Annotated in this window: 27 protein-coding genes; all 27 read left to right on the top strand. The window is 45.2% G+C overall.

All coding sequences use genetic code 11. The features are described 5' to 3' along the window. Positions 1–57 precede the first annotated feature (57 nt). The 27 genes from rpoC (at position 58) to rplR (ending at position 20,596) form a co-directional block, all read left to right on the top strand. Positions 58–3,684 (top strand): DNA-directed RNA polymerase subunit beta', encoded by a 3,627-nt coding sequence (rpoC, locus tag FGT79_RS28930; RefSeq protein WP_138756293.1) that lies wholly within the window; start codon positions 58–60, stop codon positions 3,682–3,684. 244 nt (positions 3,685–3,928) lie between these two features. Further along, positions 3,929–4,159: a ribosomal L7Ae/L30e/S12e/Gadd45 family protein gene (locus FGT79_RS28925; protein WP_138756292.1), complete on the top strand. Its 231-nt coding sequence runs from the start codon at positions 3,929–3,931 to the stop codon at positions 4,157–4,159. 257 nt (positions 4,160–4,416) lie between these two features. Next, positions 4,417–4,839 (top strand): 30S ribosomal protein S12, encoded by a 423-nt coding sequence (rpsL, locus tag FGT79_RS28920; RefSeq protein WP_054025332.1) that lies wholly within the window; start codon positions 4,417–4,419, stop codon positions 4,837–4,839. A gap of 90 nt (positions 4,840–4,929) precedes the next feature. Next, a complete protein-coding gene (gene rpsG, locus FGT79_RS28915; protein WP_028609662.1) occupies positions 4,930–5,400 on the top strand; it encodes a 30S ribosomal protein S7 in 471 nt (156 codons plus the stop codon). A 29-nt stretch (positions 5,401–5,429) separates the two neighbouring features. Then, complete coding sequence (fusA, locus tag FGT79_RS28910; RefSeq protein ID WP_138756291.1) at positions 5,430–7,505, top strand: elongation factor G; 2,076 nt, start codon at positions 5,430–5,432, stop codon at positions 7,503–7,505. A 112-nt stretch (positions 7,506–7,617) separates the two neighbouring features. Continuing rightward, positions 7,618–8,808, top strand: coding sequence for an elongation factor Tu (gene tuf / locus FGT79_RS28905; protein WP_138756290.1), 1,191 nt, complete (start codon positions 7,618–7,620; stop codon positions 8,806–8,808). Between the two features lie 309 nt (positions 8,809–9,117). Beyond that, positions 9,118–10,161 (top strand): ABC transporter substrate-binding protein, encoded by a 1,044-nt coding sequence (locus tag FGT79_RS28900; RefSeq protein WP_138756289.1) that lies wholly within the window; start codon positions 9,118–9,120, stop codon positions 10,159–10,161. 98 nt (positions 10,162–10,259) lie between these two features. After that, positions 10,260–11,174 carry an ABC transporter permease gene (locus FGT79_RS28895; protein WP_138756288.1) on the top strand — a complete coding sequence of 305 codons (915 nt, stop codon included), beginning with the start codon at positions 10,260–10,262 and terminating at the stop codon, positions 11,172–11,174. Then, positions 11,174–11,968 carry an ABC transporter ATP-binding protein gene (locus FGT79_RS28890; RefSeq protein WP_138756287.1) on the top strand — a complete coding sequence of 265 codons (795 nt, stop codon included), beginning with the start codon at positions 11,174–11,176 and terminating at the stop codon, positions 11,966–11,968. The genes FGT79_RS28895 and FGT79_RS28890 overlap by 1 nt, the downstream gene beginning before the upstream one ends. A 483-nt stretch (positions 11,969–12,451) precedes the next feature. Beyond that, entirely contained in the window at positions 12,452–12,760 is a 309-nt protein-coding gene (gene rpsJ, locus FGT79_RS28885; protein ID WP_017692074.1) for a 30S ribosomal protein S10, read from the top strand. 41 nt (positions 12,761–12,801) lie between these two features. Continuing rightward, positions 12,802–13,425: a 50S ribosomal protein L3 gene (gene rplC / locus FGT79_RS28880; protein WP_138756286.1), complete on the top strand. Its 624-nt coding sequence runs from the start codon at positions 12,802–12,804 to the stop codon at positions 13,423–13,425. 28 nt (positions 13,426–13,453) lie between these two features. Then, the gene (gene rplD / locus FGT79_RS28875) at positions 13,454–14,077 is read left to right on the top strand and encodes a 50S ribosomal protein L4 (protein WP_138756285.1); all 624 of its coding nucleotides are present in this window, start codon (positions 13,454–13,456) and stop codon (positions 14,075–14,077) included. Beyond that, positions 14,077–14,370, top strand: coding sequence for a 50S ribosomal protein L23 (rplW, locus tag FGT79_RS28870; RefSeq protein ID WP_053373900.1), 294 nt, complete (start codon positions 14,077–14,079; stop codon positions 14,368–14,370). Before rplD ends, rplW begins: the two co-directional genes overlap by 1 nt. A gap of 17 nt (positions 14,371–14,387) precedes the next feature. Continuing rightward, a complete protein-coding gene (gene rplB, locus FGT79_RS28865; protein ID WP_138756284.1) occupies positions 14,388–15,218 on the top strand; it encodes a 50S ribosomal protein L2 in 831 nt (276 codons plus the stop codon). Between the two features lie 66 nt (positions 15,219–15,284). Further along, entirely contained in the window at positions 15,285–15,566 is a 282-nt protein-coding gene (gene rpsS, locus FGT79_RS28860) for a 30S ribosomal protein S19 (protein WP_053373902.1), read from the top strand. Positions 15,567–15,609: 43 nt separating this feature from the next. After that, positions 15,610–15,945, top strand: coding sequence for a 50S ribosomal protein L22 (rplV, locus tag FGT79_RS28855; RefSeq protein ID WP_028609649.1), 336 nt, complete (start codon positions 15,610–15,612; stop codon positions 15,943–15,945). A 13-nt stretch (positions 15,946–15,958) separates the two neighbouring features. Next, on the top strand, positions 15,959–16,621 hold the full coding sequence (gene rpsC, locus FGT79_RS28850; RefSeq protein WP_138756283.1) for a 30S ribosomal protein S3: 663 nt from the start codon (positions 15,959–15,961) through the stop codon (positions 16,619–16,621). Between the two features lie 2 nt (positions 16,622–16,623). Then, a complete protein-coding gene (gene rplP, locus FGT79_RS28845; RefSeq protein WP_028609647.1) occupies positions 16,624–17,058 on the top strand; it encodes a 50S ribosomal protein L16 in 435 nt (144 codons plus the stop codon). After that, the gene (rpmC, locus tag FGT79_RS28840) at positions 17,048–17,248 is read left to right on the top strand and encodes a 50S ribosomal protein L29 (protein WP_053373905.1); all 201 of its coding nucleotides are present in this window, start codon (positions 17,048–17,050) and stop codon (positions 17,246–17,248) included. Before rplP ends, rpmC begins: the two co-directional genes overlap by 11 nt. A gap of 50 nt (positions 17,249–17,298) precedes the next feature. Then, on the top strand, positions 17,299–17,562 hold the full coding sequence (gene rpsQ / locus FGT79_RS28835; RefSeq protein ID WP_138756282.1) for a 30S ribosomal protein S17: 264 nt from the start codon (positions 17,299–17,301) through the stop codon (positions 17,560–17,562). A 47-nt stretch (positions 17,563–17,609) separates the two neighbouring features. Next, positions 17,610–17,978, top strand: a complete 369-nt coding sequence (rplN, locus tag FGT79_RS28830) for a 50S ribosomal protein L14 (protein WP_054025318.1) — start codon at positions 17,610–17,612, stop codon at positions 17,976–17,978. A 46-nt stretch (positions 17,979–18,024) separates the two neighbouring features. Then, complete coding sequence (gene rplX / locus FGT79_RS28825; RefSeq protein WP_076271424.1) at positions 18,025–18,378, top strand: 50S ribosomal protein L24; 354 nt, start codon at positions 18,025–18,027, stop codon at positions 18,376–18,378. Between the two features lie 31 nt (positions 18,379–18,409). Beyond that, positions 18,410–18,952: a 50S ribosomal protein L5 gene (rplE, locus tag FGT79_RS28820; RefSeq protein WP_110773991.1), complete on the top strand. Its 543-nt coding sequence runs from the start codon at positions 18,410–18,412 to the stop codon at positions 18,950–18,952. A gap of 26 nt (positions 18,953–18,978) precedes the next feature. Then, complete coding sequence (locus FGT79_RS28815; RefSeq protein WP_037291562.1) at positions 18,979–19,164, top strand: type Z 30S ribosomal protein S14; 186 nt, start codon at positions 18,979–18,981, stop codon at positions 19,162–19,164. Positions 19,165–19,194: 30 nt separating this feature from the next. Then, positions 19,195–19,593, top strand: a complete 399-nt coding sequence (rpsH, locus tag FGT79_RS28810) for a 30S ribosomal protein S8 (RefSeq protein ID WP_138756281.1) — start codon at positions 19,195–19,197, stop codon at positions 19,591–19,593. 31 nt (positions 19,594–19,624) lie between these two features. Next, positions 19,625–20,167: a 50S ribosomal protein L6 gene (rplF, locus tag FGT79_RS28805; RefSeq protein WP_138756280.1), complete on the top strand. Its 543-nt coding sequence runs from the start codon at positions 19,625–19,627 to the stop codon at positions 20,165–20,167. Between the two features lie 60 nt (positions 20,168–20,227). Beyond that, the gene (rplR, locus tag FGT79_RS28800; protein ID WP_138756279.1) at positions 20,228–20,596 is read left to right on the top strand and encodes a 50S ribosomal protein L18; all 369 of its coding nucleotides are present in this window, start codon (positions 20,228–20,230) and stop codon (positions 20,594–20,596) included. Positions 20,597–20,598 lie beyond the last annotated feature (2 nt).

Raw genomic sequence — 20,598 nt, 5'->3', positions numbered from 1 at the left:
GACGGAATCTAGCTGATTAGATAGACATTGTCATACATGACGGAGGAGGGTTGCTCCTTGTTGGACGTGAACAACTTCGAGTATATGAAAATCGGTCTGGCTTCGCCGGATAAAATTCGCTCGTGGTCCCGCGGAGAAGTTAAAAAACCGGAGACGATCAACTATAGGACCTTAAAGCCGGAGAAGGAAGGTCTCTTCTGCGAGAAAATTTTCGGACCTACGAAAGACTGGGAATGTCATTGCGGTAAATACAAACGTGTACGCTATAAAGGTGTCGTTTGTGATCGCTGCGGCGTTGAAGTAACCCGCGCTAAAGTACGTCGCGAGCGCATGGGTCACATTGAGCTAGCTGCTCCTGTTTCCCACATATGGTATTTCAAAGGCATTCCAAGCCGAATGGGTCTTGCACTCGATATGTCGCCTCGTTCGCTTGAGGAGATCATTTACTTTGCATCCTATGTGGTAACGGATCCAGGTGATACCCCGCTTGAGAAAAAACAACTCCTTTCGGAGAAAGAATATCGCAGCTACCGGGAGAAATACGGGTATGGTTTCCATGCTGGTATGGGTGCCGAGGCTGTCAAAAGACTATTGCAGGATATCGACGTTGATAAAGAGCTGGAACAATTGAAGGAAGAGCTGCGCACGGCACAAGGCCAACGCCGTAATCGTGCGATTAAGCGCCTTGAAGTTGTAGAAGCATTCCGCAACTCTGGCAATGAGCCCGAATGGATGATTCTTGATGTGCTACCTGTCATCCCTCCTGAGCTTCGTCCGATGGTACAGCTTGACGGTGGTCGTTTTGCGACTTCTGACCTTAACGATCTGTACCGCCGTGTTATTAACCGTAACAACCGTCTGAAGCGTCTGCTTGATCTTGGCGCTCCTGATATCATTGTTCAGAATGAGAAACGGATGCTGCAGGAAGCAGTTGACGCTTTGATCGATAACGGTCGTCGCGGCCGTCCTGTAACAGGCCCTGGTAACCGTCCGCTTAAATCGCTCAGCCACATGCTGAAAGGTAAGCAAGGACGTTTCCGTCAGAACTTGCTCGGTAAACGGGTGGACTATTCTGGTCGTTCGGTTATCGTCGTAGGTCCTAACCTCAAGATGTTCCAATGTGGTCTTCCGAAAGAAATGGCACTAGAATTGTTCAAGCCTTTCGTTATGAAAGAGCTTGTAAATAAAGGCCTAGCACATAATATTAAAAGTGCGAAGCGCAAGGTTGAACGCGTAAGTCCTGAGGTATGGGATGTGCTTGAGGAAGTCATTAAGGAACACCCTGTATTGCTTAACCGTGCTCCGACGCTTCACAGACTAGGTATTCAAGCATTTGAGCCTATTCTGGTTGAAGGTCGCGCAATTAAGCTTCACCCACTCGTATGTACAGCTTATAACGCTGACTTCGATGGTGACCAAATGGCCGTTCACGTTCCGTTGTCTGCTGAAGCACAAGCGGAAGCTCGCTTGCTTATGCTTGCATCAGGTAACATTCTTAACCCGAAAGACGGCAAGCCAGTCGTTACTCCTTCACAGGATATGGTACTAGGAAGCTTCTACTTAACGATGGATAACAAAGAAGCTAAAGGCAGTGGTTCCGTATTCGGTACCATTAACGAAGCGATCTCTGCTTACCAGCGCGGTATTGTTTCCTTACACGCTAGAATTTTCATTCCAGTGCGCGTACTCAAGAAAGTTAATTTCACGGAGCAACAGCAAAATTCATTGCTCGTTACGACTGTTGGTAAAATTATCTTCAATGAAATTTTCCCTGAAGATTTCCCTTATATCAACGAAGCAACGAAAACGAATTTGCTGCAAGGTACACCGGATAAATACTTTGTATACGAAAAAGGCGCTGATTTGACTAAATTTATTGAAGTATCCGATATCCCTGGGGCGGTGGGTAAGGATTACCTTGCTCTATTGATCGCGGAGTGCTTCCGTAAATATCACACAACGCTTACTGCACAGCTTCTTGACCGCATTAAGCAGCTTGGTTTCACCTACTCGACTAAGTCTGGTATTACGATCGGCGTTGCTGACGTTATCATTCCGAAAGAGAAAGATGAAATTATGCATGCCTCCGATGCTAAGGTCGGAACCGTTATGAATCAATACCGTCGTGGTTTGATCACAAACGAAGAGCGTTATGACCGAATCATCAGCATTTGGAGCAAATGTAAAGACGAAATCACCGAAGTTCTTATGAAGTCGATGGATCGTTACAACAACATCATGCTCATGGTGGACTCCAAAGCACGGGGTAACAAATCTCAAATTACTCAACTCGGCGGTATGCGTGGTCTAATGGCCAACCCATCCGGTCGTATCATTGAGTTGCCAATTAAATCAAACTTCCGCGAAGGTCTTACTGTACTCGAGTACTTTATCTCGACTCACGGAGCGCGCAAAGGTTTGGCGGATACAGCACTTCGGACGGCCGATTCCGGTTACTTGACTCGTCGACTTGTCGACGTTGCACAAGACGTAATCGTGCGAGAAGAAGATTGTGGTACGGACAAAGGCTTCTCCGTAAGCAAAATTCAAGACGGTAAAGAGGTTATTGAAGACCTATATGACCGTATTGAAGGACGCTATGCGTTCGAAACCGTTCGTAATCCAAAAACAGGCGAAATCATTGTAAACCGCAGCGAGCTTATTGATTCTCATAAAGCTGATGCGATTATCGATGCAGGCGTCGAAAAACTGCAAATTCGTTCCGTACTCAGCTGCCGTGCTCGTCATGGCGTATGTAAGATCTGTTACGGACGTAACCTTGCAACTGGCAAGCACGTTGAGATTGGGGAAGCGGTAGGCATTATCGCAGCACAATCAATCGGTGAGCCAGGAACACAGCTGACGATGCGTACGTTCCATACGGGCGGCGTTGCCGGCGATGATATTACACAAGGTTTGCCGCGTATCCAGGAGTTGTTCGAGGCGCGTAATCCGAAAGGTCAAGCGATTATTTCTGAGCTTGACGGTGTAATTAAAGAAATTCGTGAAGCGAAGGACCGTCGCGAAATCGAGGTTCAAGGCGAAGCGGAATCGAAAGTGTATGCTGTTACTTATGGTTCGCGTATCCGCGTAACACAAGGTCAACAAATCGAGGCCGGCGATGAGCTGACCGACGGTTCTATTGACCCTAAAGATATGCTGCGCATCAAAGGTATCCGTGGCGTTCAAAACTACATTTTGCAAGAAGTACAGCGCGTTTACCGGAACCAAGGGGTAGAAATCAATGACAAGCACGTTGAAGTCATGATTAAGCAAATGCTCCGCAAGATCCGTATCGTAGACGCAGGCGGCACTACATTGCTTCCAGGCGCGTTTGTTGACATTCATGAATATGAGTCTCAGAACCGTACTGCAATCTTTGCAGATCTAGAGCCAGCTGTAGCAAAACCAGTTTTGCTCGGTATTACGAAAGCATCGCTTGAGACAGATTCATTCTTGTCAGCGGCTTCTTTCCAAGAAACAACTCGTGTATTGACTGACGCGGCTATCAAAGGCAAAGTCGACCAGTTGCTTGGACTCAAAGAAAATGTTATTATCGGTAAGTTGATTCCTGCAGGTACGGGGATGGCGCGTTACCGCAACATTCGCTTTGCTGGACTAGAAGATGAAGCTACTACTGCAGTTGAAGGGGAATTGGAAACGGAAGCAGTTACTGTCGACTAACGAATAGTTACTGAATCCTTATTTCAACCGGATACTAAACATATATAAGGAGCGTTGCATCTTCCGCTTTGTTTGGAAGCGGAAGATGGTCGCTCTTTTCCATGTTTACAGTATGAAACTCATTAATAAATGGTTTGCAAATGATTATCTTGAAGTTTCTTGACACAATCACGGTATAGGTGCTATTATATCGAAGTGTGCCTAATTGTGTGATCGCTGAATGGAAGAATTGAAGGTGATTTTCATGCAATTCAAAGTCGGCGCAAAGCAGACAACCAAGATGCTCGAGCAAGAAAGAGCGATTGAAGTCTATGTTGCACGCAATGCAGATCCGCAGATGAGAGAGAAGATTGTTCATCTATGTGAGCGGACGGGAGTTCCAGTGAAATGGATCGATACGATGGAAGAGCTCGGGGAAACCTGCGGCATCGATATCGGGGCCGCAATGGCAGCGCTCGTAAACGAAGAAGAATAATGCAATAGCCGTTTTTGTTAGTTGATTATTTAACGATGATTGACTGGCGAGAACTTTTGTTTGTTCTTTTATGAACCGCCTGGATCTGTGGGCTTAATTTTAGGTAAAATGTCTACCATACAAGCGTATACGGCTGTTGCCGTCTTTTGGTGGAAAGAGCTCGTTACGCAAAAGAAATATAAGTTGATTTATAAACAAATGTATTTATAAATGCTTATATTCTCAAAAGACATGAATATAGGGAAGGGGGTGGCAACATGCCAACTATTAACCAACTAGTCCGTAAAGGACGCCAAGCGAAAGTCGTTAAATCGAAATCGCCGGCATTGCAAAAAGGTTTCAATGCATTGAAACGTGAAGCTACTAACATCAGCGCTCCTCAAAAACGCGGTGTGTGCACTCGTGTAGGTACAATGACTCCAAGGAAACCGAACTCCGCACTTCGTAAATATGCACGTGTTCGTTTAACGAACCGTCTAGAGGTTACGGCGTACATTCCGGGCATCGGACACAACTTGCAAGAGCATAGCGTTGTTTTGATCCGCGGTGGTAAAGTAAAAGACTTAGCGGGAGTACGTTATCATATCGTTCGTGGCGCACTTGATACTGCGGGTGTTAACAACCGTATGCAAGCTCGTTCGAAATACGGTACAAAACGTCCGAAAGTTAAAAAATCATAATTATTAGCCTTACACGGAATTTTGAATATGTCCCTTACGGGTCATTGAAAGCTAGAAATAGCAACTATTAGAAGAAAGGGGGACTTTCTCATGCCACGCAAAGGTCCTGTAACGAAACGCGATGTGCTTCCAGATCCGCTGTATAACAGCAAACTGGTAACGCGCCTAATCAACCGCATTATGCTTGACGGTAAAAGAGGCGTTGCACAAACGCTATTGTATGATGCTTTCAAACTGATTCAAGAACGCACGGGTAAAGATCCGATGGAAGTGTTCGAAGCTGCTTTGAAAAATATTATGCCAGTACTTGAGGTTAAAGCACGCCGTGTCGGCGGTGCAAACTATCAAGTGCCTATCGAAGTTAAACCAGAGCGCCGTACGGCACTTGGTCTTCGTTGGCTCGTGAACTATTCACGTAACCGCGGAGAGAAAACGATGGAAGAGCGTTTAGCTGCTGAAATCACAGATGCTTCCAATAACACTGGCGCAGCTGTTAAGAAGCGCGAAGATACTCACAAAATGGCTGAAGCGAACAAAGCGTTTGCTCACTACCGCTGGTAGAATCTTTACATTCGAGAGGAGACCATTTTATGTCAAGAGAGTTCTCCTTGAAAAATACGCGTAACATCGGGATTATGGCGCATATTGATGCCGGTAAAACCACTACAACTGAACGGATTTTGTTCTTCACGGGCCGTACCCACAAAATCGGAGAAGTGCACGAAGGTGCAGCTACGATGGACTGGATGGAACAAGAACAAGAGCGCGGTATCACGATCACGTCTGCCGCGACAACTGCTCAATGGGATGGACACCGTATTAATATTATCGACACCCCGGGACACGTTGACTTCACAGTAGAAGTTGAACGTTCCCTGCGCGTATTGGACGGGGCCGTTGGAGTTTTCAGTGCGAAAGAAGGAGTCGAGCCACAATCTGAGACTGTATGGCGTCAAGCAGACCGTTACAACGTTCCGCGGATCGCATATGTCAACAAGATGGACATCATTGGTGCTGACTTTCTGAATGTTATTAAAGACATGCGTGAGCGTCTTCAAGCTAATGCTGTTGCGATTCAAATTCCGATTGGCGCTGAGTCAGATTTCGTCGGCGTTATCGATATCGTTGAACGCAAAGCATATAAGTACAAAGACGACACAGGTAAAGATCCAATCGAGGTCGAAATTCCTTCGGAGTACGCTGACCAAGTGGAATCACTTCGTACGGAATTGATCGAGAAGGTTGCTGAGCTTGACGAAGAATTAACGATGAAATATTTGGAAGGCGAAGAAATTTCGATTCCAGAAATCAAAGCAGCGCTCCGTAAAGGCGTTTGCGAAGTTAAAATCTTCCCAGTAATCGTAGGATCTTCTTACCGTAACAAAGGTGTTCAACTGATGTTGGATGCGGTTGTAAACTACCTTCCATCACCTCTTGATGTACCTTCGATTAAAGGTACAACTGAAGACGGTGAAGAAGGTGAACGTCCATCATCCGATACAGAGCCGTTTGCGGCTTTGGCATTCAAAATCATGACGGATCCTTACGTTGGTAGATTGACGTTCTTCCGTGTATATTCAGGAATTCTGAAATCCGGTTCGTATGTTCTTAACTCAACTAAGGGCAAACGTGAACGGATTGGACGTATTCTTCAAATGCATGCGAACGCTCGTCAAGAAATTTCAGAAGTGTATGCAGGCGATATCGCTGCAGCAGTTGGACTTAAAGATACGACAACTGGGGACACTCTTTGTGACGAGAAGAGCATTATCATTCTTGAATCAATGAACTTCCCTGAGCCAGTTATCTCGGTTGCTATCGAGCCAAAAACGAAAGCTGACCAAGACAAACTAGGTATCGCTATTTCCAAGCTGGCAGAAGAAGACCCTACCTTCCGCGCACATACGGATGAGGAAACAAACCAAACGATTATTTCTGGTATGGGTGAGCTTCACCTTGAGATTCTTGTTGACCGTATGTTCCGTGAATTCAAAGTTGAGACAAACGTTGGTAAACCACAAGTTGCTTACCGTGAAACGTTCCGTCAAGCTGCGAAGGTTGAAGGTAAGTTCGTTCGTCAGTCCGGTGGTAAAGGTCAATTCGGTCATTGTTGGGTTGAATTCTCACCACTTGAGCCTGGTTCAGGCTTCATATTCGAAAACAAAACAGTCGGCGGTTCGATTCCTCGTGAATTTATCGCTCCTATCCAGGCTGGTATTGAAGAGTCAATGAAGAACGGTGTAGTAGCCGGCTTCCCGCTCGTTGATGTCAAGGCTGTTGTAGTAGACGGATCTTACCATGATGTTGACTCCTCGGAGATGGCGTTTAAAATTGCAGGTTCGATGGCGCTTAAAGCTGCCAAAGAAAAATGTAAGCCAGTTCTTCTTGAGCCAATCATGAAAGTAGAAGTTACTGTTCCTGAAGAGTACATGGGCGATGTTATGGGTATGCTTAACTCCCGTCGTGGTCGTATCGAAGGTATGGATTCACGTGCAGGTGCACAAATTATCCGCTCCAAGGTACCTCTCTCCGAGATGTTCGGTTATTCCACAACACTACGTTCCGGTACACAAGGACGCGGCGTATTCTCCATGGAACTTTCTCACTATGAAGAAGTTCCGAAATCGATCTCTGAAGAGATTATTGCTAAGAACAAAGGCGAGTAATCGTTTTTGTCCTATACAACCATTTGCTTTTGGCCGTCAGCTCGTTTGCTTGCAAGCTTGATGTCGGCCCACACATAAAAATTTTATGATATATTGAGGAGGCTCAAGTTCAATGGCTAAGGCTAAATTTGAACGTAACAAACCGCACGTTAATATCGGTACTATCGGTCACGTCGATCACGGTAAAACGACTTTGACAGCAGCTATCACTACTGTACTTTCCAAAAAATACGGCGGTGCAGCAATCGCATTCGACCAAATCGATAAAGCTCCAGAAGAGCGCGAGCGTGGTATCACGATCTCGACAGCTCACGTTGAGTATGAGACGCCAGCTCGTCACTACGCACACGTTGACTGCCCAGGTCACGCCGACTACGTTAAAAACATGATCACTGGTGCTGCTCAAATGGACGGAGCTATTCTTGTAGTTTCCGCTACTGACGGTCCTATGCCACAAACTCGTGAGCACATCTTGCTTTCGAAACAAGTAGGCGTACCTTACATCGTTGTATTCCTGAACAAATGCGACATGGTTGAAGACGAAGAGCTTCTTGAGCTAGTTGAAATGGAAGTTCGTGACCTTCTTTCTGAGTATGAGTTCCCAGGTGACGACACTCCAATCATCCGTGGTGCTGCTCGTGAAGCGCTTGCTAACCCAGAAGGTCCTTGGGCTGAAAAAATCATCGAGCTTTTCGAGCAAGTTGATACTTACATCCCAACTCCTGAGCGCGACACAGCTAAGCCTTTCCTTATGCCTGTCGAGGACGTATTCACAATCACTGGCCGTGGTACAGTTGCTACAGGTCGCGTAGAGCGTGGCGTTATCAAAGTAGGCGACGAGGTAGAAATTATCGGTCTTGCTGAAGAGTCCCGTAAATCCGTAGTAACAGGCGTTGAAATGTTCCGTAAATTGCTTGATTCCGCTCAAGCTGGGGACAACGTAGGTGCATTGCTTCGTGGTGTAGACCGCAGCAACATCGAGCGTGGACAAGTTTTGGCTAAACCGGGTTCGGTTAAACCACACACTAACTTCACTGCACAAATCTACGTTCTAACTAAAGAAGAGGGTGGCCGTCATAAGCCTTTCTTCACTGGCTACCGTCCACAGTTCTACTTCCGTACAACTGACGTAACAGGTATCATCAGCCTTCCAGAAGGTACTGAAATGGTTATGCCTGGCGACAACATCACTGTAACGGTTGAGCTTATCGCTCCAATCGCTGTAGAAGATGGAACTCGTTTCTCTATCCGTGAAGGCGGCCGTACTGTAGGCGCTGGCGCAGTAGCATCTATCCAAAAATAATTGATGGCGGCTTAGCCGCTGTTAATAGAGAAAGCCCTCACTTCGGTGAGGGCTTTTGATTTTTCTAGCAATACTAATTTATGGTAGGGTTTACTTTCTATTTACAACCAACTAATGATTGACGCTGCACCTTACACGCATTTAATATTAGGGAATAGTAAAAAGAGCTTCTACATAAATAGTAAGAACTCGGTTGAAGTACATCGTTATCGACTTTAATATTAGAAAGCGATGATGTTTTGCTGTGCTTGCAGTTTATGTTCGAGCCGCATAAGTAGAGGATTTATAAAATGAGAGGGGATTAAACAAATGAATAAAAAGTTTTGGGTCGGCATTGCATTGGCATCAGTCATGATTGTAACAGCAGCATGTGGTGCGAAAACAGAGTCAGGAACGAACGAAAGCACGAACACATCTAATACTGGCGGAACTGCGGACAAGTCTTACACCATTGCTATATCACAGATTGTCGAGCATCCATCATTAGATGCTACGCGTGAGGGCTTTATTGCTGCACTTAAAGATGCGGGTATTGAAGAAGGCAAAAATCTTAAAATCGATTTCAACAACGCGCAAGGTGATGCAACTAACATCAAAACGATCTCCCAAAAAATCGCAACAAGCAAAAGTGACCTTGCTCTAGGAATTGCAACACCAACTGCACAGGCGCTAGCTGATGATGTTAAGGACATTCCGGTATTGTTTGCTGCTGTTACGGATCCAGTTGATGCAGGAATCGTAACCCAACTGGAAGCACCGGGCGGCAACATTACAGGCGCATCGGATACGAATCCGGCTGCGATTACGCAAACGATGGATTTCATTGCTGCTCAATTCCCTAATACTAAAAACGTAGGCCTTATTATTAATGAAGGTGAACCAAATGCTGTAATTATGGGTAACATCGCAGAAGAAGCATTGGCAAAGCACGACATTAAGCTAGTTAAAGCTGCAGTTGCCAATTCATCGGATGTGAAGCAAGCAGCTGATTCCCTTGTTGGTCGTGTGGATGCGATCTATATCACATTGGATAATATGGTTGTTACCGGTGCGGATGCGATTATCGAAGTAGCAAATGCTAACGATATTCCCTTTTTCTCAGCAGACCGCGATACAGTCGAGAAGGGCGCATTTGCAGCAGTAGGATTCAAATATTATGATCATGGCTATGAAGTTGGTCAAATGGCAGTGGAGATTTTGAAAAATGGTAAAAACCCAGGTGAAATGAATGTAACCGTTCCTCAGAAGCTTGATTTTATCTTCAATATGAAAGCAGCTGCTGAGCAAGGCATTACGGTTACAGACGAAATGAAAGCTTTCGTGAAAGACCAAGCAAACAATATCATCGAGTAGAAGATAATTTGAACGTTTAGAAAATATGATGAACGAAAACAATACGGGGGGATCAGGCAACTGATTCACCCTCTTGTTTTGAAGAGGAGGTAATTCATATGCTCGTATCCATGCAAGGTGCTGTGGAAAGCGGATTATTATATGCGTTAATGGCACTAGGTGTGTATATAACGTTCCGGATACTCGACTTTCCGGATTTGACCGTAGATGGCAGCTTTACGACGGGCGCAGCTATTGGATCGGTAATGACGGTTAACGGCACTCCACCTTGGCTTGCAGTGCTTTGCGCTTTTGTTGGTGGAGCTTTGGCTGGAGCGTGTACGGGGCTGCTTCACACCAAAGGTAAAATTAACGGGTTGCTATCCGGTATTATTATGATGATTGCTTTGTATTCGATCAATCTAAGAATTATGGGCAAACCAAATGTTTCGCTTAGAGGACAGGAAAATTTATTCGATAATGTATCTACACTTGGCATGATGATCGTTTTCGTTATTATCGTGAAGGTCATTCTCGATTTATTTTTCCGCACAGACCTCGGTTTGAGCCTGAGAGCAACGGGGGATAACTCACGCATGATCCGCAGCTTTGGTGCTAACACAGATATCACGACGATATTCGGTATCGCTCTGTCTAATGCATTAGTTGCGACTTCAGGTGCATTAATTGCCCACTATAATAAGTATGCGGATAATAGCATGGGGATAGGTATGATTGTCATCGGACTCGCTTCGGTTATTATCGGTGAAGCGATCTTTGGATCACGCACAATCTTCAGAGCGACAATGGCCGTTATACTTGGTTCAATTATTTATCGGATCATATATGCGCTGGCTTTGCGCATCGAGTGGTTGGATGCTTCGGATATGAAGCTGATTACAGCAGTAATCATTATATTTGCTCTTGTAGTTCCAGCGTCAAGAAGGGTATGGAAGCAAAAAAACGTAGCCAGAAAACGTACGGCAGAGATGCTGGCTATTTTGGATAAAACACAGCCTGGGGGTGGACGCTAATGTTGGAAATTGCAAAGGTGTCCAAGCTGTTCAATCCAGGCACAGTGGATGAGAAAACGGCGCTCGTAGGAGCGAATCTACTGATGAAGCCAGGCGATTTCATTACGGTTATTGGAAGTAACGGCGCCGGTAAATCTACTTTAATGAATATTATTTCCGGTGTTATGAGGCCGGACGCCGGCGAAGTAAGAATCGATGGTCAAAATATAAGCAATCTTACGGAGTACCAGCGTAGTCAGTGGATCGGCCGGGTCTTTCAGGATCCCATGGCAGGAACTGCGCCTCGCATGTCCATTGAAGAGAATTTAGCGATTGCATATGCACGTGGCAAAAAACGAGGATTTTCATTCGGGGTTAATAAAGCGAAGCGCGAAATTTTTAAGAAAGAGCTTGCGAGGCTCGGTATTGGCCTTGAAAACCGTCTGGGCGCTAAAGTTGGTTTACTATCAGGTGGAGAGCGACAGGCGTTAAGCTTGTTGATGGCTACCTTTACCAGACCGCAGATTCTGCTTCTTGATGAGCATACTGCTGCGTTAGACCCTTCTAGAGCAGAGCTTATCACAACGCTGACAGAAACGCTCGTTAAAGAAATGAATCTAACAACGCTAATGGTTACACACAATATGGAGCAGGCGATACGTCTTGGCAACCGTTTGATCATGATGGATAAAGGCCGGATCATTCTCGATGTTCCTGAAGAGCGCAAGAAGGATCTTACCGTTGCGCAGCTGCTAGGTGAGTTTGAACAAATAAGCGGAAAAAAATTGGCGGATGACCGAATTGTATTAGGGTAAAATATTAAAACCATCATTTCCGGTTATACGGCGAATGATGGTTTTTGTTGTATCAATTCAGTTGGCGTTAATTGGCGGTGTCTTTTCCGTATACAAGTGTTTATAATCATGTAGTGCCCATTATGTCCGTTATTATAAACAATAAGTATGGATTAATTGTAATAAGGGACATAATGGTCGCTATAAGGGTTCATAGTGCAGTCTGATCTGATTTTCACGAAGTATGAACGCGATTGGAGTTCGAACATACGTCCTCATAAGGCGCGTCGGAAAGCCGTTTTTGCAAAAATGTTTGTTTTTGAAAGAAGCTAAACTTAATGTTGCAATTGCCCATTAAATTCGGTATAATAGTGTCTGTTGGTCTGACGTTGCGATGATGTGAGAGGTTGCCGACACACCCGGCCCCTTTGCCATGGGGCATGTGCAGGGTTTTCTTACGGAGTATGTCCGATAATAAATTGGGCGATAGAAGGAGGGACTTATATGGCAAAGCAAAAGATTCGTATCCGCTTGAAAGCATACGATCACAGGATTCTTGATCAATCCGCAGAGAAAATCGTTGAAACTGCAAAACGTTCCGGTGCAGGTGTATCCGGGCCGATTCCGTTGCCAACGGAAAAGCAAATCATCACCATTCTCCGTGCGGTACACAAGTACAAGGATTCGAGGGAGCAATTCGAACAACGCACTCATAAGCGTTTGATCGACATTGTAAACCCAACGCCGCAAACGGTTGATGCGTTGATGCGCCTGGATTTACCGTCCGGTGTAGATATCGAAATCAAACTGTAATACCAGCATATGCGATTATAGGAAGGAAATGAGGTGTCAACATGAAAGGTATCTTAGGAAAAAAACTTGGTATGACTCAAGTGTTTACTGCAGAAGGTAACGTCGTTCCAGTAACGGTTATCGAAGCTGGACCTTGCGTAGTACTACAGAAGAAAGATCAAGAAAACGACGGCTATGAAGCTGTTCAATTCGGTTTCTCCGATAAGAAGGAGAGCAGATCGAACAAGCCAGAAGCTGGTCACGCCAAAAAGGCAAATGCAACACCTAAGCGCTACGTTCGTGAAATTCGCGGCATTAACTTGGGCGATTATGAAGTTGGCCAAGAAGTTAAAGCTGACCTTTTCACAGAGGGCGAGTTCGTTGACGTAACAGGTATTTCTAAAGGTAAAGGCTTTGCCGGCGTAATCAAACGTTGGGGACAAAGCACGGGTCCTATGTCTCACGGTTCCCGTTACCACCGTGGACCAGGTTCGATGGGTTCAATCCAAGCGAACCGTGTACCGAAAGGCAAACGCCTTCCAGGACATATGGGTCACGAAACAATCACGATTCAAAAGCTTGAAGTTATCCGTGTAGATGTAGAACGTAACGTTCTTCTAATAAAAGGTTCGATTCCGGGCCCGAAAAACGGATTCGTAAAAGTGAAACAAACTGTTAAGAACTAATCGCTTTTAAAGAAAGGAGGAACAGGAAATGCCTAAAGTAACAGTATATAACGTGAGTGGCGCGCAAGTGGGCGAGCTTGAACTGGCTGAAACAGTTTTCGGAATTCAACCAAACGTTCATGTTTTGCACAGTGCTGTTGTTAACCAACAAGCATCTGAACGCTTCGGCAATCACAAAACAAAAGGACGCTCCGAAGTACGTGGCGGCGGTCGTAAGCCTTGGAAACAAAAAGGAACTGGCCGTGCTCGTCAAGGTAGCATTCGCTCCCCGCAATGGGTTGGCGGCGGTACGGTTTTCGGACCTACTCCACGCTCATACGGATTCAAGCTTCCTAAGAAAGTTCGTCGTCTAGCGATTAAATCTGCTTTGTCTTCGAAAGTGATTGCAAACGAGATTATCGTTTTGGATCAACTGACACTTGCAGCTCCTAAGACGAAAGAATTCGCAGCTATTCTAAGTAACCTTAAAGTAGGCCGCAAAGCTCTTGTAGTAACGGCTAACTATGAAGATAACGTAGCATTATCTGCTCGTAACATCCCAGGTGTTAAATTCGTTGCAGCTGACGGCATTAATGTTCTGGATGTATTGGTGCATGATAACCTTATCATCACTAAAGAAGCAGTAGAGAAAGTACAGGAGGTGCTTGCGTAATGAAAAATCCACGCGATATTATCAAGCGCCCGGTTATCACGGAACGTACGTCCGATTACATGGTTGATAAGAAGTATGTTTTCGAAGTTGATCTTCGTTCAAACAAAACTGAAATCAAACTTGCTATCGAACAAATCTTTAAAGTAAAAGTAACCGGCGTTAACACAATGCGTGTTGCGGGTAAACCAAAACGTTATGGTAAACATAGCGGATACAGACCGGATTGGAAAAAAGCGATCGTTCAACTGAGCGCTGACAGCAAAGAACTTGAATTCTTTGAAACGTCTGTTTAGAAAAGGAGGGAATCGAAGTGCCTATTAAAAAGTACAAACCGACATCTCCAGCACGTCGTAACATGTCCGTCTCGACTTTCGAAGAGATCACGACAAGTACACCGGAGAAATCGTTGCTTGCTCCACTTTTCAAAAAAGCTGGACGTAACAACCAAGGTAAAATTACGGTTCGTCACCACGGCGGCGGACACAAACGTAAATACCGGATTATCGACTTCAAACGTACGAAAGATGGTATTGTTGGTAACGTAGCGACGATCGAATACGATCCGAACCGTTCATCCAACATTGCTTTGATCCATTACGCTGATGGTGAGAAAGCATACATCATCGCACCAAAAGGTTTGAAAGTTGGAGACAAAATCACTTCTGGTGTTGGCTCTGATATTAAACCAGGAAACACTTTGCCGCTTGCGAATATCCCAGTCGGTACAGTTATCCACAACATCGAATTGAAACCAGGCAAAGGCGGACAACTTGTTCGTGCAGCTGGTACTAGTGCTCAACTTCTTGGTAAAGAAGAAAACTATGTATCCGTTCGTTTGACTTCAGGTGAAGTTCGTCGCATTCTGAACACTTGCCGCGCAACAATTGGTTCTGTTGGTAACGAAGATCACGAACTTGTGAAAATCGGTAAAGCCGGCCGTAACCGTTGGTTAGGCAACCGTCCAACTGTACGTGGTGTTGTCATGAACCCTAACGATCACCCACACGGTGGTGGTGAAGGCCGCGCTCCAATCGGACGTAAATCTCCGTTGTCACCATGGGGTAAACCAACTCTTGGTTACAAAACGCGTAAAAAGAAAAAAGCATCGAGCCAATACATTATTCGTCGTCGCACGAAATAATAGCAGCTTGATAACACTTTGTGATACGAAAGTATCGCTACCGCTTATACGAAGGGAGGAACTCAAATGGGTCGCAGTTTAAAGAAAGGGCCGTTTATTGACGGTTACCTGCTTAAAAAAGTCGAGGTATTGAACGAAGCTGAGAAGAAAGTCGTTATCAAAACCTGGTCCCGCCGCTCGACCATTTTCCCGCAATTCATTGGTCACACGTTTGCAGTATATGACGGTCGCAAGCACGTACCGGTATATGTAACGGAAGATATGGTTGGACACAAGCTTGGTGAATTTGCACCAACTCGTACGTATAAAGGCCATGCTGGTGAAGACAAAAAAACGGGCAGACGTTAATTTGCCCTTAAACATCTCTAACTGAACGAGAGGAGGTTCCTACATGCCAGAAGCTAAAGCGCACGCTAAATTCATCCGAATTGCTCCCCGTAAAGCACAGCTTGTTGCGGATTTGATTCGCGGTAAACAAGTTGGCGAAGCAATCGCGATTTTGCGTCACACGCCTAAGTCTGCATCCCCAATTTTGGAGAAGCTGCTAAACTCTGCAATTGCTAACGCTGAGCATAACTATCAGCTTGACGTAAACAAATTGTTTATATCGCAAGCCTTCGTTAACCAAGGGCCAACGATGAAACGTTTCCGTCCTCGTGCGATGGGTCGCGCAAGCCGGATCAATAAAAGAACCAGCCACATTACCTTGGTGGTATCTGAAAAATAAGGAGGGATTACGTGTGGGTCAAAAGGTAAATCCAGTAGGCTTCCGGGTCGGAGTTATCCGTGATTGGGAGTCCAAATGGTTCGCGGGCAAAGATTTCGGCGATCTTCTAATGGAAGACGTTAGAATCCGTGAATACTTGAAAAACAAGCTGAAAGACGCAGCAGTTTCTCACATCGAGATCGAACGTGCAGCTAACCGCGTGAACGTAACGATCCAAACTGCTAAACCAGGTATGGTTATTGGTAAAGGCGGTTCCGAAGTAGAAAACCTTCGTACTGAGCTTGGTAAAATCACTAAAGGCAAAAAAGTACACATCAACATCTCTGAAATCAAACATGCAGATCTTGACGCTATTCTTGTAGCTGAAAGCATCGCACAACAACTTGAGCGTCGTGTATCTTTCCGTCGCGCATTGAAGCAAGCAATTCAACGCTCCATGCGTTCAGGTGCTAAAGGGATCAAAACCGCAGTTAGCGGTCGTCTCGGTGGCGCGGAAATCGCACGTTCGGAAGGCTACAGCGAAGGAACAGTACCACTTCATACACTACGTGCTGATATTGATTACGGCACGGCTGAAGCGGCTACAACATACGGCCGTATTGGCGTTAAAGTATGGATCTATCGCGGCGAAGTCCTTCCGACTAAGAAGAAAGCTCCCCAGGAAGGAGGCAACTAATCATGTTGGTACCTAAACGTGTCAAACACCGCAAACAACAACGCGGTCATATGAAGGGTCGCGCTAAAGGCGGCACTACAGTAGCATTCGGCGAATTCGGTCTGCAAGCTCTAGAACCATCATGGATTACCAACCGTCAGATTGAAGCGGCTCGTATTGCAATGACTCGCTACATCAAACGTGGTGGTAAAGTATGGATTAAGATTTTCCCTGCTAAACCAATTACTCAAAAGCCTCTAGAAGTGCGGATGGGTAGTGGTAAAGGTAACGTTGAGAAATGGGTAGCCGTAGTTAAACCAGGTAAAATCCTGTTTGAACTTGCTGGTGTATCCGAAGAAACCGCTCGTGAAGCGATGCGTCTTGCGGCTCATAAATTGCCAATCAAGACTAAATTCGTGAAACGTGAAGAAGTGGGTGGTGAAGCAAATGAAAGCTAGTGAATTTAGAAACCTAACCTCTGCTGAGCTTGAACAACAGGTCGCTGGTTTTAAAGAAGAGCTTTTCAATCTTCGTTTCCAACTGGCTACTGGCCAATTGGATAACCCGACTCGGATCCGTGATGTGCGTAAAGGAATCGCTCGTGCTAAAACGATTTTGCGTGAAAGAGAACTCGGAATTAGCAGCTAGTCAATCCCTTACATGAATGCATAAACACGGCTGAAGGAAGGAGGAAGAACATGAGCGAACGCAATGCCCGCAAAGTTCAAATCGGCAAAGTGGTAAGCGACAAGATGGACAAAACAATCGTGGTTGCTATCGAAACATACAAAAAACACGATTTGTACCATAAACGCATTAAAGTTACGAAAAAATTTAAAGCGCACGATGAGACAAACCAAGCGAAAATTGGCGACATCGTGAAAATCATGGAGACTCGTCCGCTATCGAAAGACAAACGCTTCAGACTTGTAGAAGTTGTTGAAGTTGCTGTCATTATCTAATGAGCGTATGCAGTACCTGAGCATTTTTTCGAAAGGAGGACGTTGAAATGATTCAACCATTCTCGCGCTTAGCGGTTGCTGACAACTCTGGCGCAAAGCAATTAATGTGTATCCGTGTACTTGGTGGAACGGGACGTCGCGTTGGACACATCGGCGATTTGATCGTTTGCTCAGTTAAACAAGCAACACCAGGCGGCGTTGTCAAAAAGGGTGACGTTGTTAAAGCGGTTATCGTTCGTACTAAACGTTCGGTTCGTCGTAAAGACGGTTCGTACATCGCATTTGATGAAAATGCAGCTGTAATTGTTAAGGAAGACAAAAGCCCGCGCGGTACTCGTATCTTTGGACCAGTTGCCCGTGAGCTTCGTGATAAAGACTTCATGAAAATCGTATCGCTAGCACCAGAAGTAATCTAACAACCTATATAAGCTTGATAGCACAAGCGTGCAGGAGGTGTAACTCATGCCAAGGCTGAAAAAAGTACTCGAATCTCATAACAACAAATTGCACGTGAAAAAAGACGACACGGTTATCGTCATTACCGGTAAAGACAAAGGTAAGAAGGGCCGCGTTATCGCTGCGTACCCGCGTGAAAATCGCGTACTCGTAGAAGGTGTTAACACTGTTAAGAAACATACACGTCCATCGCAAGCTAATCCACAGGGCGGTATTATCGAACAAGAAGCACCAATTCACGTATCAAACGTTATGCATATCGATCCGAAAAGCGGTAAAGTAACACGTATCGGATACAAAGTGCTAGACAACGGCAAGAAAGTTCGGATCGCGAAACGTTCCGGAGAAGTAATCGACTAATCGTTACGGTAGGAAAGGAGGTCCATGATCAATGGCAGCAAGATTGAAAGGTCGTTTCTTAAACGAAATAACTCCTGCTCTTATGCAGAAGTTCAACTATACGTCTGTTATGCAAGTGCCGAAAATTGAGAAGGTAGTTATCAACATGGGGGTAGGCGAAGCGGTTTCCAATTCGAAAATCCTTGATGTAGCAGTTGAAGAACTACGTATCATTTCCGGCCAAAAACCAGTCGTTACTCGTGCGAAGAAGTCTATTGCAGGCTTTAAACTTCGTGAGGACATGCCAATCGGGGTTAAAGTTACATTGCGCGGCGAGCGTATGTATCATTTCCTTGACAAATTGTTCAACATTTCTCTTCCGCGCGTACGTGACTTCCGCGGTGTATCGAACAAAGCTTTCGACGGCCGTGGTAACTATACACTTGGTTTGAAAGAGCAATTGATATTCCCAGAGATCGAGTACGACAAGGTCGATAAAGTGCGCGGTATGGACATCGTCATCGTCACGACGGCAAAAACGGACGAAGAATCTCGTGAACTGCTGACCCAAATGGGCATGCCGTTTACGAAGTAATCCACTTTTAGGAGGTGTAATACCCAGTGGCAAAAACTTCGATGAAAGTGAAGCAACAACGCACACCGAAATTTAAAGTGCGTGCATATACGCGCTGTGAGCGTTGCGGCCGTCCGCATTCTGTTTTGCAAAAGTTTAAAATTTGCCGGATTTGTTTCCGTGAGTTAGCACATAAGGGCCAGATTCCTGGCGTTAAAAAAGCAAGCTGGTAATCAGCCTAGTTTGGGAAGGAGGTTAACACAATGGTTATGTCTGATCCGGTTGCAGATATGTTGACACGCATTCGTAATGCGAATGTTGTTCGTCACGAGACCGTGGAAATGCCTGCATCAAAATTGAAGAAGCAAATCGCTGAGATTTTGAAGCGCGAAGGTTTTATCCGCGACGCTGAATATATCGAAGACAACAAACAAGGGATTATCCGTATTTTCTTGAAATACGGCCCTAACCAAGAGCGCGTTATTACTGGCTTGAAACGTATTTCGAAACCAGGCCTTCGCGTTTATACACAATCAACTGAAATCCCCCGTGTACTCGGTGGACTTGGAATTGCTATCATTTCCACTTCCAAAGGGATTATGACTGATAAAGAAGCTCGCCAAGTTAAATCCGGCGGCGAAGTAGTTTGCTACGTTTGGTAAGTAACAAGTCACAGAGATAGGAGGTGTAACAATGTCCCGTATTGGTCGCAAACCAATCCAAGTGCCTAACGGCGTAACAATCAACTTGGACAACACAGTAATTACTGTTAAAGGACCTAAAGGATCGCTTTCCCGTGAACTTCACAAAGATATGAAAGTGAATGTAACGGAAACGGAAATCCTAGTAGAACGTCCTTCCGATAATAAATTGCATCGTTCGTTGCACGGAACAACTCGCAGCGTCATCGCTAACATGGTGAGCGGCGTTACTGAAGGCTTCTTCAAAAACTTGGAGCTAGTAGGCGTTGGATACCGTGCAAACAAAGCTGGAGACAAAATCGTACTTAACGTAGGATATTCTCACCCAGTCGAAATCGCACCTGATAACGGAATCGAGTTCGAAGTACCAGCAAACACGAAAATCACTGTTCGCGGTATTGATAAAGAGCTTGTTGGTGCAACTGCTGCAAAAATTCGTTCTGTACGTGAGCCTGAGCCGTATAAAGGTAAAGGTATTAAGTACGAAGGCGAACGCATCATCCGTAAAGAAGGTAAAGCTGGTAAGAAAAAATAAGCAAACGTCACGTTTGCTTAAGATAGCGTCTTAAGGCTGAAAGAAAGGAGTGAACTTTGTATGATTACGAAAGGCGACAAAAACAAGGCTCGTCTGAAAAGACACCTTCGTGTTCGTAAAAAAATTAACGGTACAGCTGCACGTCCGCGTCTATCTGTATTCCGTTCCTCCAAGCATATGTATGCTCAATTGATCGACGATGTTTCAGGCGTAACAATCGTTTCTGCATCCACACAGGATAAAGAATTGACTGAAGCGGTTGGCAACGGTGGTAACATCGATGCAGCGAGCAAAGTCGGAGAATTGATTGCGAAACGCGCTCAAGCTAAGGGTGTAACCCAAGTAGTATTTGATCGCGGCGGTTACTTGTATCACGGCAGAATTCAGGCACTTGCTACAGCAGCTCGTGAAGCTGGCCTAGAATTCTAATC

The organism is Paenibacillus sinopodophylli (assembly GCF_005930355.1).
GTDB classification, from domain to species: Bacteria; Bacillota; Bacilli; order Paenibacillales; family Paenibacillaceae; genus Pristimantibacillus; species Pristimantibacillus sinopodophylli.
This window is presented reverse-complemented; position numbering and strand designations above follow the sequence as displayed.